Origin of the sequence: Bacillus sp. FSL P4-0290, assembly GCF_037975435.1 — a bacterium.
Classification (GTDB): domain Bacteria; phylum Bacillota; class Bacilli; order Bacillales; family Bacillaceae; genus Bacillus; species Bacillus subtilis.
Genome location: NZ_CP150253.1, coordinates 1,117,315 through 1,133,374 on the forward strand (window position 1 = coordinate 1,117,315; position 16,060 = coordinate 1,133,374).

At 45.8% G+C, this 16,060-nt stretch carries 12 protein-coding genes and 2 pseudogenes; 9 read left to right on the forward strand and 5 right to left on the reverse strand.

Annotated features, from left to right (window positions below; genetic code table 11):
• The first annotated feature begins 108 nt into the window (after positions 1-108).
• The 3 genes from MKY10_RS05755 to wprA all read left to right on the forward strand — a co-directional run bounded on the left by MKY10_RS05755 (position 109) and on the right by wprA (position 4,338).
• The gene (locus MKY10_RS05755; RefSeq protein WP_003233084.1) at positions 109-1,014 is read left to right on the forward strand and encodes a fumarylacetoacetate hydrolase family protein; all 906 of its coding nucleotides are present in this window, start codon (positions 109-111) and stop codon (positions 1,012-1,014) included.
• A 115-nt stretch (positions 1,015-1,129) separates the two neighbouring features.
• Positions 1,130-1,486, forward strand: coding sequence for a YisL family protein (locus MKY10_RS05760; protein ID WP_003244937.1), 357 nt, complete (start codon positions 1,130-1,132; stop codon positions 1,484-1,486).
• Positions 1,487-1,653: 167 nt separating this feature from the next.
• A complete protein-coding gene (gene wprA / locus MKY10_RS05765) occupies positions 1,654-4,338 on the forward strand; it encodes a cell wall-associated protease WprA (RefSeq protein ID WP_015252402.1) in 2,685 nt (894 codons plus the stop codon).
• A gap of 30 nt (positions 4,339-4,368) precedes the next feature.
• On the opposite strand, the gene MKY10_RS05770 is transcribed toward wprA, so the two are convergent.
• Positions 4,369-4,950 (reverse strand): DUF2777 domain-containing protein, encoded by a 582-nt coding sequence (locus MKY10_RS05770; protein WP_080348082.1) that lies wholly within the window; start codon positions 4,948-4,950, stop codon positions 4,369-4,371.
• 145 nt (positions 4,951-5,095) lie between these two features.
• Here MKY10_RS05770 and asnB point away from each other — a divergent pair, with 145 nt between their 5' ends.
• Positions 5,096-6,940 (forward strand): asparagine synthase (glutamine-hydrolyzing), encoded by a 1,845-nt coding sequence (gene asnB, locus MKY10_RS05775; RefSeq protein ID WP_029726288.1) that lies wholly within the window; start codon positions 5,096-5,098, stop codon positions 6,938-6,940.
• Positions 6,941-7,069: 129 nt separating this feature from the next.
• On the opposite strand, the pseudogene MKY10_RS05780 reads toward asnB, so the two are convergent.
• Positions 7,070-7,554: pseudogene (locus MKY10_RS05780) on the reverse strand (DinB family protein).
• 231 nt (positions 7,555-7,785) lie between these two features.
• On the opposite strand from MKY10_RS05780, the pseudogene farP reads away from it, so the two are divergent.
• Positions 7,786-8,611 (forward strand): annotated as a pseudogene (gene farP, locus MKY10_RS05785) (farnesyl diphosphate phosphatase).
• Positions 8,612-8,640: 29 nt separating this feature from the next.
• Here the strand turns inward: farP and MKY10_RS05790 are convergent.
• A complete protein-coding gene (locus MKY10_RS05790; RefSeq protein WP_003233074.1) occupies positions 8,641-10,008 on the reverse strand; it encodes an MATE family efflux transporter in 1,368 nt (455 codons plus the stop codon).
• Positions 10,009-10,131: 123 nt separating this feature from the next.
• Here MKY10_RS05790 and MKY10_RS05795 point away from each other — a divergent pair, with 123 nt between their 5' ends.
• From MKY10_RS05795 to iolX, 3 genes are all read left to right on the forward strand, one after another.
• Entirely contained in the window at positions 10,132-10,995 is an 864-nt protein-coding gene (locus MKY10_RS05795; protein ID WP_015252397.1) for an AraC family transcriptional regulator, read from the forward strand.
• Between the two features lie 17 nt (positions 10,996-11,012).
• Positions 11,013-12,026, forward strand: a complete 1,014-nt coding sequence (degA, locus tag MKY10_RS05800) for a transcriptional regulator DegA (protein ID WP_003245813.1) — start codon at positions 11,013-11,015, stop codon at positions 12,024-12,026.
• A 208-nt stretch (positions 12,027-12,234) separates the two neighbouring features.
• The gene (gene iolX / locus MKY10_RS05805) at positions 12,235-13,263 is read left to right on the forward strand and encodes a scyllo-inositol 2-dehydrogenase (RefSeq protein WP_015252396.1); all 1,029 of its coding nucleotides are present in this window, start codon (positions 12,235-12,237) and stop codon (positions 13,261-13,263) included.
• A gap of 50 nt (positions 13,264-13,313) precedes the next feature.
• Here iolX and MKY10_RS05810 read toward each other — a convergent pair whose 3' ends face one another.
• Both MKY10_RS05810 and MKY10_RS05815 read right to left on the reverse strand, forming a co-directional pair.
• The gene (locus MKY10_RS05810) at positions 13,314-13,823 is read right to left on the reverse strand and encodes a DinB family protein (protein ID WP_015252395.1); all 510 of its coding nucleotides are present in this window, start codon (positions 13,821-13,823) and stop codon (positions 13,314-13,316) included.
• A 49-nt stretch (positions 13,824-13,872) separates the two neighbouring features.
• The gene (locus MKY10_RS05815) at positions 13,873-14,535 is read right to left on the reverse strand and encodes a LysE/ArgO family amino acid transporter (RefSeq protein WP_015252394.1); all 663 of its coding nucleotides are present in this window, start codon (positions 14,533-14,535) and stop codon (positions 13,873-13,875) included.
• Between the two features lie 66 nt (positions 14,536-14,601).
• On the opposite strand from MKY10_RS05815, the gene MKY10_RS05820 reads away from it, so the two are divergent.
• Positions 14,602-16,056 carry a PLP-dependent aminotransferase family protein gene (locus MKY10_RS05820; RefSeq protein ID WP_015252393.1) on the forward strand — a complete coding sequence of 485 codons (1,455 nt, stop codon included), beginning with the start codon at positions 14,602-14,604 and terminating at the stop codon, positions 16,054-16,056.
• Positions 16,057-16,060: the final 4 nt, after the last annotated feature.

Below are 16,060 nucleotides of genomic sequence, written 5' to 3' on the forward strand. Positions count from 1 at the left end.
AGCCCGTCCTGAAACGAAATGAAAACGGAATTGAGAAAAAGGGATTTCAGCATTCGACAGAGAATACATGAAGGAGCATTCTGATTTAAAAGATGATGGAGGAATAACATGAAATTTGCGACAGGGGAACTTTACAACCGAATGTTTGTCGGCCTGATCATTGATGATGAGAAAATTATGGATTTGCAAAAGGCTGAAAAAAAACTGTTTGAACTTGAGACGATTCCGGGATCGCTGATTGAATGTATCGCAGAAGGGGATAAATTCGTTGCGCATGCAAGGCAGCTGGCCGAGTGGGCAAAGAAACCGAATGATGAGCTGGGATCATTTATGTATTCATTATCTGAGGTGAAGCTCCATGCACCCATTCCGAAGCCATCAAAAAATATCATCTGCATCGGCAAAAACTACCGGGATCACGCGATTGAAATGGGAAGCGAGGCTGATATTCCGGAGCATCCGATGGTATTTACAAAATCGCCGGTAACGGTTACGGGGCATGGTGATATCGTAAAGAGCCATGAAGAGGTTACCTCTCAGCTTGATTATGAAGGAGAACTTGCTGTCGTGATCGGAAAAAGCGGGACCCGCATTTCAAAAGAAGATGCATATGACCATGTTTTCGGATATACGATTGTGAATGATATCACGGCGCGTGATCTGCAAAAAAGGCATAAGCAGTTTTTTATCGGAAAAAGCTTGGATACGACATGTCCGATGGGGCCCGTGCTTGTACATAAATCAACGATTCAGGAGCCAGAGCGCCTCAAGGTTGAAACAAGAGTCAACGGCGAGCTGCGCCAATCCGGTTCGGCAAGCGATATGATCTTTTCCATTCCGGAATTAATTGAAACCCTCTCAAAGGGGATGACGCTTGAAGCGGGCGACATCATTGCCACCGGTACGCCGTCTGGTGTCGGCAAGGGGTTTACGCCTCCAAAATTCTTGCGGTCAGGTGACAAAATTGATATTACAATTGATCCGATCGGAACGCTGTCAAACCAAATTGGCTGAATAAAACTGGAGGGCGGACCCGGACCCGCCCGTTTTTTCTGATAATCATCTTTGTGGCAGAGGACAAGTTCATGGTACTATAAGTGGGGTAATTTATCTGATAGGGGGAACATATATGACACACCTACATATTACGACATGGGTGGTAGCGCTGATTCTGCTTTTCGTCAGCTACTCGCTGTATTCGTCAGGAAGTGCAAAGGGCGCAAAAATCACTCATATGATTCTGCGGTTATTCTATATCCTTATTATTTTGACAGGAGCTGAGCTGTTTGTCCGTTTCGCCAACTGGAACGGAGAATACGCCGGCAAAATGATTCTGGGCATTATCACCATCGGCCTGATGGAAATGCTCCTCATCCGCAAGAAAAAAGAAAAATCAACAGGAGGCCTGTGGGTCGGCTTCGTCATTGTCCTTTTGCTGACAGTGCTGCTCGGTCTGCATTTGCCAATTGGTTTTCAATTGTTTTAATAGAAAAACCTATGAACCCGGCTCTTTGATAGAGTTGGGTTTTTTTATATTTATCCCCTCATATTCCAAATCATTTAAAATAACCTTAAAATTCCCTGTAAGCGGTATCTCGTCCTATGAAATTATGATACCTTCAAGGAGATTCATTATTTTGCAGGAGGGATAACATGAAACGCAGAAAATTCAGCTCGGTTGTGGCGGCAGTGCTTATTTTTGCACTGATTTTCAGCCTTTTTTCTCCGGGAACCAAAGCTGCAGCGGCCGGCGCGATCGATCAGGCGGCTGCTCTGGAAAACGGCAAAGAGCAGACAGGCGCCATGAAGGAGCCGGAACAGGTGAAATGGTACAAAGTGACCCCGGGAGCAACGGATATTCAGAAAAACTCACATATGGCACTGACCGTAAAGAGTGATTCAGTACTGAATGTATCTGTATATCCAAGTAAGGAAAAAGCGCTTAAAGATGAGACGTTTGAGATGTACCGTTCTTTCACAGCGGAGGATGGAAAAAGCGAAGTCATTTTTCCATACGCGTGGAGCGGCCCTTACTATGTAAAAGTTGAATACCTCGGAGAAGAAGAACCAGAGGACGGCGGAACGGCAGAAGCAGCTGCAGAAGCCAAGTATACGATTGGGTATAAAGGCACCAAAAAACAGCCGTCAGATTTAGAAGAGGAAGAAGCTTGTCCGGTTGAAATGAGTGTCGATCAGAAGAAATCAGGAAAAGGCATCCTGGATAAGCTGAGAGCGATTCGTGATGAGCAGCTGAGCCAAACAGCAGAAGGCAAAGAACTGACAAGCCTTTATTACAAAGCAGCACCGTTTATCGTTGCAAAACTCGCACTAAATAAAACAGCAAGAAATGAAATCTATCAGGATCTTGTGACATTAAAGCCGTTATTTGACGATGTGTCAGAAAACGGAGCATCATCTTCGTATAAGGTCACTGAAAAGGATCAAAAAGCGATCAACCGGCTATATGATAAAGCTTTACAATCAGTCCCGTCATTCCTTAAAGAGGAGATAAAGAAACAAGCGGACCGACTAAATATGAAGCAGCTGCAAGGCAAAACAGCCGGAACCATTTTAACAGAAAACAATATTGCAGCAAAAAGTGAAGTTCAGACAACAAAGGTTATTTTCAAGGTGAAGGACAATAAAAGCCTCTCATCCGTACATAATGAAATGAAGGGCTTTTCTGCAAGCGCGCAATCGAAAAAAGACATATCCAATGTGAAAAAGGCAAAGAAACTGTTTGACAATCTGTATTCATTTGAACTTCCGAAAGACGAGAAACAGAACGGCGCATATACGGCAAGCGCCAAAAGGGTCAAAAGCGCTGCTGCGACACTATCCAAGATGTCCAATGTAGAGTTTGCGGAACCCGTGCAGGAATACAAAAGCCTGGCAAACGACATTCAGTACCCTTATCAATGGCCGCTTAAAAACAACGGTGAAAACGGCGGTGTCAAAAACGCGGATGTGAAATATGAGCCTGCCAACACATTGCTGTCCAAACGCAAGCTTAACGATACACTCATTGCAGTAGTAGACACAGGCGTAGACAGCACGCTTGCTGATTTAAAAGGAAAAGTAAGAACAGATCTCGGACACAACTTTGTCGGACGGAATAACAATGCAATGGATGATCAGGGGCATGGGACGCATGTCGCAGGCATTATTGCGGCCCAAAGCGATAACGGCTATTCAATGACTGGATTGAATGCCAAAGCAAAAATCATCCCTGTCAAAGTGCTTGATTCCGCAGGTTCCGGAGATACTGAACAAATTGCTCTCGGCATCAAATATGCTGCTGACAAAGGAGCAAAGGTGATTAATTTAAGTTTAGGCGGAGGCTACAGCCGCGTACTTGAATTTGCTTTGAAGTACGCAGCTGACAAAAATGTGTTGATTGCCGCAGCCAGCGGGAATGATGGAGAAAATGCCTTATCTTATCCTGCATCTTCTAAATATGTGATGTCAGTCGGCGCAACGAACCGCATGGATATGACCGCTGATTTCTCTAACTATGGAAAAGGTCTGGACATATCTGCTCCAGGGTCTGATATCCCGAGCTTAGTGCCGAACGGAAATGTCACGTACATGAGCGGAACGTCTATGGCGACGCCATATGCTGCCGCTGCTGCAGGATTGCTGTTTGCTCAAAATCCTAAGCTGAAAAGAACAGAAGTTGAGGATATGTTGAAAAAGACGGCAGATGATATTTCCTTTGAAAGTGTCGATGGCGGAGAAGAAGAGTTGTATGACGATTATGGCGATCCGATTGAAATTCCGAAGACACCTGGTGTAGACTGGCATTCAGGCTACGGGCGGCTGAATGTCATGAAGGCTGTCAGCGCAGCTGATTTACAGCTTAAGGTCAACAAGCTGGAAAGCACTCAAACAGCTGTCAGAGGAAGCGCGAAGGAAGGCACACTTATCGAGGTGATGAACGGCAAAAAGAAACTCGGCAGCGCCAAAGCCGGAAAAGACAATGCGTTCAAGGTTAATATCGCGACTCAAAAACAGGATCAAGTACTGTATGTGAAAGCAACAAAAGGCGATGCGAAAACATCGTATAAAGTTGTTGTCGTCAAAGGAAAACCTTCCGGCACACCGAAAGTAAACGCGGTGAAAACGAAGGATACGGCAGTAAAAGGGAAGGCAAACAGCAAAGCGATGATCAGAGTGAAAAACAAATCAAAGAAAGTCATTGCTTCTGCCAAAGCTGACGCAAAAGGAACGTTTTCGGTGAAAATCAAAAAACAAAAAGCCGGAACGGTGCTGTACGTCACGGCTGCGGATACAGATAAAAAAGAAAGCAAGGAAGCAAAAGTGGTTGTTGAAAAGTAACCAAAAAGCGGTGCTCGATGCACCGCTTTTTTATTTGCCCCCCCGTTGGACTGCTGAATACATAATGGATCGCTTTCCGTTTGAAGCCGTCCATTCAAAACGGTCTCCTGTCCCTTCGCTGCTGTAGTGATGCTGCATCGCGCATTGGGCGGTGTCATTTGAAAAGTGATAAAAGGACACACCCTGCTCCGCCGAAGAATTCGAAAAGACTCCTTTATTATAAGAAAAGACGCAATCGAATACCGATAAGCCGAAGCTGTGCAAGTGCTGCAGAAACGCGATAAAGGTTTCGTCGTCAAGAGAATCCAAAAGCGCCATGAGCGGCCGCTTGACTGATTTCTCATAGCGGATGCGTTCTCCGCCGGAAAGGGAGATGTTTTCTGCACCGCATGCCAAAACCAACTTGTCCTGAAAGCCGGCTTGCTCCCACTTTCCTTTATGATGGATCCAGATTGGGCTGTGTTGGAGACTGTCCGCCAGCAGTATATCGCCTTCTCCGTTTTCGATTAAACAGATGCCGTCTTCAATGAGGATGGTGCCGTATTCCCACTTTCGTTCCTCTGTATATAACAATTGTTTCCGTTTCATCCATGCTGTCTCCTTTTTCTTCATTCCTCTCTTTTCTTTCCAATTCAAGCCTGTCCCATACAACTCTTTTATGGACAAATCAACTATCTGCCTATAGATGCATAAACTTACTAAGGTGCTGAAAGAAACGAAATTGTTACGAAAGAAACGGGATTGGAGCTGATGTCACATGTGTGGAATTACGGGTTGGGTCGATTTTAAAAAGCAGCTCGTCCAGGAAAAACAAACGATGGACAGAATGACAGACACTCTTTCCAAACGAGGGCCTGATGATTCAAACGTTTGGGGGGAGCACCATGTTTTATTCGGACATAAAAGACTTGCAGTTGTTGATATTGAAGGAGGACGCCAGCCGATGGCGTGTACCTATAAAGGGGATACGTACACCATTATTTACAATGGCGAGCTGTATAACACGGAAGATTTGCGCAAAGAATTGCGGGCGCGGGGCCATCAATTCGAGCGTACGTCAGATACCGAGGTGCTTCTGCACAGCTACATCGAGTGGCAGGAAGACTGTGTCGACCATCTCAATGGCATATTCGCTTTCGCTGTGTGGGATGAAAAGCGTAATCTGCTGTTTGCCGCGAGAGACCGTCTCGGTGTAAAGCCGTTTTTTTACACGAAGGAAGGCTCTTCATTTCTCTTCGGGTCGGAAATCAAAGCAATCCTCGCGCACCCTGATATAAAAGCGCGAGTGGACAGAACGGGACTTTCTGAAATTTTCGGTCTTGGACCGTCCAGAACCCCGGGCACTGGCATATTTAAAGGTATAAAAGAAATCCGCCCGGCTCATGCGCTGACATTTTCCAAAGACGGACTTAATATTTGGCGTTATTGGAATGTTGAAAGCGAAAAACATACGGACAGTTTTGATGACACGGTTGCCAATGTCAGATCGTTATTTCAGGACGCGGTGACGCGGCAGCTTGTGTCGGATGTGCCTGTTTGCACATTCCTATCAGGCGGTCTGGACTCAAGCGCAATTACAGCGATTGCGGCGGGCCATTTTGAAAAGGAAGGAAAAGCACCGCTTCATACTTATTCGATTGATTACGAAGAGAACGATAAATTTTTTCAAGCAAGCGCTTTTCAGCCGAATGATGACGGACCATGGATTGAAAAAATGACAGAGGCTTTCGGCACAACGCACCACAAATGCGTCATCAGCCAAAAAGATCTCGTTGATCATTTGGAGGAAGCTGTACTGGTCAAAGACTTGCCGGGAATGGCGGATGTCGACTCATCCCTGCTGTGGTTTTGCCGGGAAATCAAAAAGGACTTTGTCGTCAGCCTATCGGGAGAGTGCGCGGATGAGATTTTCGGCGGGTACCCGTGGTTCCATACGGCAGATGTTGAGTCTGGCTTTCCATGGATGAGATCAACGGAGGAGCGGATCAAGCTGCTTTCTGACTCATGGCAGAAAAAATTGAATCTGAAAGAATACGTAAATGCCAAATATGAAGAAACCTTGGCAGAAACGCCATTATTAGACGGAGAAACGGGTGTGGATAAAGCAAGAAGACAGCTGTTCTATTTAAATATGCTTTGGTTTATGACGAACCTTTTGGATCGGAAGGATCGCATGAGCATGGGGGCGAGCCTGGAAGTGCGGGTGCCGTTCGCCGATCACCGGCTTGTGGAATATGTTTGGAATATTCCGTGGGAAATGAAAATGCATGATAATCGGGAAAAAGGCATTTTACGCAAAGCGCTTGAAGGTATTTTGCCTGATGACATTCTGTATCGCAAAAAAAGCCCGTATCCGAAAACACACCATCCGGAATATACAAAAGGCGTCAGCGAATGGCTGAAAACGATCAGAAGCCAAAAGGACTCCGTGCTCCATACCTTGCTGGACAGAAAACAATTAGATCAGCTTTTAGAAACGGAAGGCTCCTCCTTCAAGGTGCCGTGGTTCGGGCAGCTCATGAAGGGGCCTCAGCTGATCGCCCATCTTGCTCAAATTCATACATGGTTTGAAGCGTATCGCATTGATATTGACGAGAGGTAGTTTCAATACAAATGTGATTAAAAGCCAGAGATGTATAGATTTAAATAAGAAGGATAGATGAGCAGGGAAATATATGCTCTATCTATCCTTTTTTGTACAACAGCACTATCGAATTGCCCCCGCATTCCTTCAATAAGAATGAATAGGTTTTAATGTTCTGCCGATAAAACTAGCTGATACCGGGCTTAACTTTAATTCCCTAGCCCATACAGAAAGTTGACCAATATGGTGAATTTCGTGAGCGATGATATGGTGTAATATTTCATCTCGCGTATATAAAACACCTGTCTCCCAAGGAACGCTTACAAGTTCATCTTTTATTTGATCTGAATGTGTTTGTAAAACATCAATTATTTCAGTTCGGAATGTATTTGAGAGAGATTTCACTTTATTGAGTGTTTGATAATCAGCGAACTGAACAGCGATATCTTCTTTTCCTTGGATAGCACGAATCCAACTATATTCCACATCAATAATATGAAAAAGGGTATATAAAATATTCTCTACTCCGCCAAGACGGTTTTTAAGTAATTCTTCAGTGGTTAGTTGATGACACCAAGTAAACCATTCCATTGATCTCTAACCTGCCAGTTATATTCAAAAAAATTTATCACTGAACTCACTCCAATACTATCATGTATCATAACAATTAGCCCTTTTTTCCGTGATTCCTCTATTATTGAAGTGATGATTGAGAAATGTTTACATTCTACCTGTTGTATGGCATTAAAAATAATAATGCATATCTCGTCGATGATGCTGTGTGTCTTGTTACTTTTACAAAGTAAGAATCGGCATTTTCTTCATATACAATTAGGAAAAAACATACTAGACTTGAAGAAGCAGTGATACATAGGAGTGAGAAAAATGAAAGAGATAAAGGAAGCTTACCAGCAATGCGGACAGATTGTTGGCGAATACGCGCCAGCCTGTTTCAAAGCATTATCATATCTTCCGCTAAAGCAAAGACAAGCCTCTTGGGCAGTATTGTCGTTTTGCCACACGGCGGCCAGTGCAGACGAAAAGGTATTGCCCGCATTTGAAGCTAAAGCTGATCATGTTTACCAAAGGACAAATAACGGTAATCAACATCTATGGAAGGCTTTTGATCATGCGTATCGGACCTTTACATTGGAAAGCGAACCTTTTCAGGAGTTTATTGCCGCACAAAAAGAAGACGCCAAGCCGTATGATGACCTTGATGAACTGCTCATGTACGCATATCGGACGGGCGGTTCTGCCGGATTGATGCTGCTGCCGATACTGACACGCCGAAAACAAGATCAGCTCAAACAAGCAGCCGTCTCTCTCGGCTTGGCCATACAGCTGGTTCGCTTCTTAAGTGATCTTGGCACAGATCAGCAAAAAAACCGCATTCCCCGTCAGGTAATGCAGCAATTCGGCTATACAGAGGCTGATCTCCAAAAAGGCACCGTAAATAAAGCGTTCACAATGACGTGGGAGTATATCGCTTTTGAAGCAGAAGCCTACCTTGAAGAGTGTCAGGATGCCTTGCCGCTATTTCCGCAGTATTCTCAAAAAACGGTGAAAGCCGCTCTTCATTTGCACCGGGCTGTTTTAGAAAAAATCCGGGCGAAGCAGCACGATGTATTTCAATATCACTTCGCTCTCACAGAGACCGAAGTGAAGCAGATTCTCTCTGATATCTAAAAAACACCCGGCCTTGATTGAGCCGGGTGTTACGCCATACCTTTTTGTATCCAGATACGTGAGCGCCATCTTCTGTACATTAAGATTCCCCGGACCCATTCATCCGCGATAAAAGAAATCCAAATGCCGGCAAGACCGAAACCGAGGTGGATGCCGAAAAGATAAGCAAGCGGGAGGCCAATGCCCCACATTGAAATCATTGCCATGTAAACCGGGAATTTCGCATCCCCCGCGGCCCGCAGAGAGTTAATGATAATGACATTAAACGAGCGGCCTGGTTCAAGGATAATGGTCATGGCAATCAATAGGCTTGCAGTTGCTATAATGTCAGGGCTTTGTGTGAAGAGTCCGATCAGGTCTTTTGAAAAGATCGTCATCAAAACAGAGGTAGCCGCAGCAATTCCGAGTGCCCAATATAAGCTCTTCATGCAGCGCTCATAAGCGGCATCAAATTGTTTGCCGCCGATATAACGGCCGATTAAGATTTGTGTACCCTGGCTGATCGCAGTGCCGAACAGCAAAATAAACATCGTAATATTTTGCGTATACACTTTTGTTGTCAACGCCTGCGCGCCCATGATGGCGATAAAATACGTGACAATCATTTGCGAAAGGTTGTATGAAAGCTGCTCTCCCGCAGAAGGAATGCCGATTTTCAGCAGCTTGCGCAAATGCTCTTTATGCATATGAAAGACTTTTTTCAGCGACATCTTCAGCTGGATGCGTTTGTTGACAATCACAATCATCGCGATTAATCCGATGACACGGGCGATAGATGTGGACATGGCCACACCGGCAACGCCGAGAACAGGAAAGCCGAACAAACCGAAAATCACAACAAAGTTTCCGGCAATGTTTAAAATGTTCATGCCGATAGTGACAAACATTGTATCTTTTGTGTAGCCGTAGCTTTTTAAGATCGCGCTGAATGTCATGATTAAAGCCTGAATAAAGGACAGACCTCCGACAACTTGTAAAAAGACTTTCGCATCAGGCATCAGTGCGTCTGATAATCCCATCATATGAAGCAGAGGGACAGCCGCGAAAAAGACGACGGCGCTGATGGCCAGGCTGATGAAGAAGTTGGCGCCGATTGACACATAAGCGACTTCCATGGCTTCTTTCTTTTGCCGTGAGCCTAGAAATTGTGAAATGATAACGGTCGTTCCTGTTGCGATAAAGCTGAACATCACGATAATTAAATTTAAAATCTGGTTGCTGACGCCGACTGCTGCCACGCTGTTATCCGAGTATTGGCTGAGCATCAGTGTATCGGCATTACCCATAAACATATATAATGAGACCTCAATAAAGATCGGCCAAGTAAGCGAAAATAATGAGAACGTTTTGTCAGCGGGTTTTTTCAAAGCAGTTGATTTGAAGACAGCTTGTTTCATAGTGTCTAACCCCTTTCGTAAATAAAATCAACGTTTTAAAGTGTACCTCCATTTCCTTATAATAAAAAGGGATAGAAACGATACTTCTTGTAAAAATCCGACTTAAAAAGGAGGATGATTCAAATGCCTCGCATCCTGTTTACAGTCCCGCCTTTTCCGGTATTTATCGCAGCTGGGGAAGGGGTTTTTAAAAAAGGAGAAACCCATGTGAAACGTGTATTCTCCGTGTTTGATCTGATATATGTCAAACAGGGAACGTTATATATAACGGAAAATGAAACATCGTTTTCTGTTGAAGGCGGCGAGTACATCTTGCTTTCTCCCGGTCTTGAACACTACGGGACGAAGGGCAGTGATGAAGCAACCTCCTACTATTGGCTTCACTTCGATGAACATCGATATGAATTTACGGCAAAGGGAGGCAGCAACTGGTCTGAGCTTCAGCAGGAAAAAGGGAGCTTCGAAGAGCCGGCCCGCTACAGATTGGCCTTGCCGAGAAAAGGCAAGGTGCAGCGCCCGCAGTTTATGGCGCAGCAGTTTGAAAAGCTGATCGATTACTCCGCGGAAAACTCTGATTTGCCGCTCAGAAAGCAAATCTTATTTGAGGAGCTGATGCTGCATCTTCAAAAAGAAGCGTTCCAAATACCGTCTGCGAAAGAGCGGGTAGCCTGGGAGGCGGCCCGGTACTTACAGGAGCACTATAAGGAAAAGACGACAATCAAGGATCTGTCGCTCGCCCTTCACTATCATCAGGATTATGTGAGCCGCTGCATGCAGCAGGTGCTCGGCGTAACTCCGGCACAATACACGAACCGGGTGAGAATGACGGAAGCGAAGCGTCTTTTATCCTCTACAAATGATAAAATGGGCGTTATTGCGGAAACGGTCGGAATGGAAGATCCGACATACTTTTCAAAACTCTTTAAGCAGATAGAAGGCATTTCACCAATTGAATACCGGAAAATTGTCAGCCGGAAAGTTCAATAACCAGACGAGGGATGAACATGAAAACAACAATTTACGATGTGGCAAAGGCGGCGGGTGTCTCGATCACAACTGTGTCCCGTGTGATAAACAATACGGGGAGAATCAGCGATAAAACACGGCAGAAGGTCATGAATGTCATGAATGAAATGGCATACACGCCCAATGTTCACGCCGCGGCGTTAACGGGAAAACGAACGAATATGATTGCTCTCGTGGCGCCTGATATTTCAAATCCGTTTTACGGCGAACTGGCCAAAAGCATTGAGGAAAGAGCGGATGAGCTCGGTTTTCAAATGTTGATTTGCAGCACCGATTACGATCCGAAAAAAGAAACAAAGTATTTTTCTGTGCTGAAACAGAAAAAGGTGGATGGCATTATTTTTGCAACAGGGATTGAAAGCCATGACAGTATGTCTGCTTTGGAGGAAATCGCCAGTGAACAAATTCCGATTGCCATGATTTCTCAGGATAAGCCGCTTCTTCCGATGGATATTGTTGTGATAGATGACGTTCGTGGCGGATATGAGGCTGCCAAGCATCTTCTGTCACTCGGCCACACGAACATCGCCTGCATTATTGGAGACGGGTCAACGACAGGCGAAAAAAATAGAATCAAAGGCTTCCGTCAGGCGATGGAGGAAGCGGGCGTGCCCATTGATGAATCACTTATCATCCAGACGCGGTTTTCCTTGGAAAGCGGCAAGGAAGAAGCGGGAAAATTGCTCGACAGAAACGCTCCGACTGCTATTTTTGCCTTCAACGACGTATTGGCTTGTGCCGCCATACAAGCTGCGAGAATAAGAGGCATAAAAGTGCCGGATGATCTTTCTATCATTGGTTTTGATAATACGATACTCGCAGAAATGGCGGCTCCGCCCCTGACAACCGTAGCCCAGCCGATAAAAGAGATGGGGCGGAGCGTCATCGAACTGCTGGCAGAAGCAATAGAGGGAAAACGAAAGGCGAAACAAAAAATAGTGCTCCCGCCTGAGCTTGTAGTCAGACATTCTACATCACCGCTCAACACATGAGCCCGCTAATGAGCGGGTTTTTTCATTATGACAGTTGAAGCCAAAAAAACATATTGCGTGTAAACCAAAGGCAGTGTAAAATAAAACCATCTTTTGAGAAAGCGCTTGCGCAAAATGGTAAAGCGGATAGAACCGCTGTTTTTTTAGCTGTTAAGAGAAAGCGCTTTCTCGAAGCGAGCCTGAAATGAGATAAAGGAGAGGATGGGACGTGGAACATCAAGTAAGATGTGCAGTATTGGGATTAGGGAGGCTCGGTTATTATCATGCGAAAAATCTCGTCACCAGTGTGCCGGGGGCAAAGCTGGTTAGTGTCGGTGATCCGTTAAAAGGGAGAGCGGAGCAGGTTGCCAGAGAACTCGGTATCGAAAAATGGTCAGAGGACCCGTATGAAGTGTTAGAAGATACCGGCATTGACGCTGTCATTATCGTAACGCCGACAAGCACACATGGTGATATGATCATCAAAGCTGCCGAGAACGGCAAACAGATCTTTGTTGAAAAACCGCTGACATTAAGCCTTGAGGAATCTAGAGCAGTTTCTGAAAAAGTGCAGGAGACAGGTGTCATCTGCCAAGTCGGCTTTATGAGACGGTTCGATCCAGCATACGCAGATGCCAAACGGCGGATCGACGCTGGAGAAATCGGCAAACCTATCTATTATAAAGGCTTTACGCGCGACCAAGGCGCGCCTCCCGCAGAATTTATCAAACACAGCGGTGGGATTTTTATTGACTGTTCCATCCATGACTATGATATTGCCCGTTATTTGCTAGGGGCGGAAATCACTTCTGTTTCAGGACACGGCAGGATTCTGAACAATCCGTTTATGGAGCAGTACGGTGATGTGGATCAGGCGCTGACGTATATTGAATTTGACTCCGGCGCAGCGGGGGACGTCGAGGCAAGCAGAACCTCTCCATATGGACATGACATTCGGGCGGAGGTGATCGGGACAGAGGGCAGTATTTTCATAGGAACATTGAGACATCAACATGTGACCATCCTATCGGCTAAAGGGAGCAGTTTTGATATCATTCCAGACTTTCAAACTCGTTTTCATGAAGCCTACTGCTTGGAGCTTCAGCATTTTGCCGAGTGTGTCCGGGATCGAAAAACACCGATTGTGACAGATATCGATGCGACGATCAATTTAGAAGTGGGCATCGCGGCGACCAATTCCTATAAGAGCGGCAGGCCCGTACAGCTTGATGTGAAGCGCGCTTATACAGGTATGTAAAAGCTAATGTGTTGCATTTGAGGCTTTCCGCAAAAAAAAGCAAGGACATTTTAGCCCTTGCTTTCTCTTTTCTCATATAAATAGTACATATAATCAGTAGGTACGCCTGAATGGCCCAGCTGTCTCAGCATGGCGGTTACGTTTCCTCTGTGGTAAGTGCCGTGATTGACGACATGCAGGATGGTGTCTGCATAGGTTGATTCCAGTGTACCTAGTTTCGGATGCTGCATTGTGAAGGTCTGTTCTAAGTCCGTCTGGCGGCTGAAGAAATCATGATACTGTGACTCCAGCTCGGCAGCGTGCTGTTTAATCGCTGCCATATTACCTTGCGCGGACTCTAATTTGCCTGCGCTGTCTATAATCTCTTGGTAGGCCACTCCCGAAAGAACATTCAGCCAAATGTAGTCAGCCCTGCACATATGAAGCAGCACGTCGCTGACAGAAGGAAATACGCTCTTTACTTCTTGATAGGCAGTTTCCTCCGGCAGGTTTTCGATATGGGTAAATATTTTCTTGTTTGACCAAGAATGATAGTCATAAAACTGTTTTGCATCAGTCATCAGCATGCCCCCTTTTCTAAGAAATTCGTTTTTTTCATCTGTTTCTCCTTCAATTGCAAAAGAGTGACACCCCAAAATATCCTGCCGCTGCCCACATTACCGCTGCAGAGCATTTGTTTACGATCAGCATAAGCCTGCCGCTCGTATCTATCGTCTGAAACAACCGACCCGCTATTGCAAGGCTGATGAACCAAATCCAAGACACAGCGATGCAGGCGGCCATAAAGAGCCATTTCTCAAGCCCCGAATATTGAAGAGAGCTCGTGCCGATGACGCCGATCGTGTCCAGAATGGCATGCGGGTTTAAAAGAGAAACAGCGGCCGCAAACGCAGCTTGCTTTTTTGGTGTGAACGTATGTTTCTCGTTTTGGCTTGTGTTCGGACGGCTGTTCCAAGTCACCCAGCCCATATAGAGCAAAAATAAAAATCCGCCGGCCATCATGACTGTCTCAAACACAGGCAGCTCCTGCACAATGACAGACACGCCCGCAACGGCTAATACGATTAACAGGGTATCGCAGACTGAAGCACTGATGACAGCTGGGAGAGCCCGCCAAATATGCTTTTGCCACGCGCCTTGCTGAAAAATAAACACATTCTGCACTCCCAGCGGCAAAATTAAGCCAAACGCGAGCACAATTCCGTGAATGATTGCATTCATGCTGAAAAAGCTCCTTTCACATTTTTTTTCAATCATAAGAGAGATTGTCACTAAAGTCTCCAGCCATTTGGTTGGGTTAGAAACCAGCCAAATGTATAATGTGTAAAAAAGGGGGGCATGACCTTGTCGCAATGGCAGCCAAGCCGAAAGTCGGATGTTCCGCTGCATCGGCAGATCGAACAATATATGAAAGACAAGATTCTTCACGGAGAGTGGGTTGTAGGGACGAAAATCCCCTCACAGAGAACGCTGGCCGACATGTTTCAAGTCAACCGCAGCACAGTCACAGCAGCCATAGATGAACTCACGTCTCAAGGCTTGTTAGAGGGAAGAAGAGGCGGCGGTACGAAGGTTGTAAACAGTACTTGGAGCGTGCTGGCGGCTGAGCCTCCGCTTGATTGGAGCGATTACGTCCGTTCGGGCATTCATCGCGCCAATTCTTCCATCATTCAAGCTATTAATCAGAACGAACCAAGAGCGGATATCATCAGATTAGGAACTGGAGAACTTTCACCGGATCTTGTGCCTGCTGACACAATTGGACGGATGTTTCAGCAAATCAATCCGGGCGTCCTGTCTTTAGGATATGAGCAGCCGAAAGGAAACCGTCAGCTGCGGGAGGCAGTGGCCGACCATTTAAAAGGAAAGAAGATCCATGTGTCACCGTCTGCAATTTTAATTGTGTCCGGTGCACTTCAGGCACTTCAGCTCATCTCAATTGGACTTTTAAAACGAGATTCTGTCATTTTGACGGAGAAGCCGTCCTACCTTCAATCCTTGCATGTATTTCAATCAGCTGGGATGCGGCTTCGCGGCTTGCCGATGGATGATGAAGGGGTCAAAGCGGGGCTTGTTTCTTCTAATCGAAAACAATATGGAGGACAGCTGCTTTACACGATTCCGTCGTTTCATAATCCGACAGGCACAGTCATGTCAGAGCAGCGAAGGAAAGAGATCATCAGCCTATCAAAAAAAGAGCAGCTGCCCATCATTGAGGATGATGCGTACGGTGATTTATGGTTTGAAGAAAAACCTCCGCAGCCGTTGAAAGCAATGGATCATGAGGGCAATATTCTGTATCTGGGCACGTTTTCAAAAACGGTTAGCCCCGGTCTGCGAATCGGCTGGCTTGCCGGTCCGGAGCCGGTTATTGAAAGGCTGGCGGACATTAAAATGCAGACAGACTACGGATCAAGCGGCCTGTCCCAGTGGGCGGCTGCCGAGTGGCTGTCACAGGGGTATTATGAAGAGCATCTGACTTGGGTACGCAGGAAGCTTAAAGAAAGGAGAGACGCCGCCGTTCATTTTCTCGAGCGGTATGCCGGGGACATTGCCACGTGGCGGATTCCCGCAGGCGGCTTTTATATTTGGGTGACATTTCACAAAAACCTGCCTGTCAGCCGTTTCTTTTATGGATTGCTGAAACGGCAGGTGCTTGTGAATCCCGGCTACATTTATGACGGTGAAGACCGAAACAGCATCAGGCTGTCATATTCCTATGCATCTCTTGGAGATTTGGAAACTGGCATTAAAGCGGCAGCTGAAACAGCACGCCGCCTGATGATGTCCTAAGCTT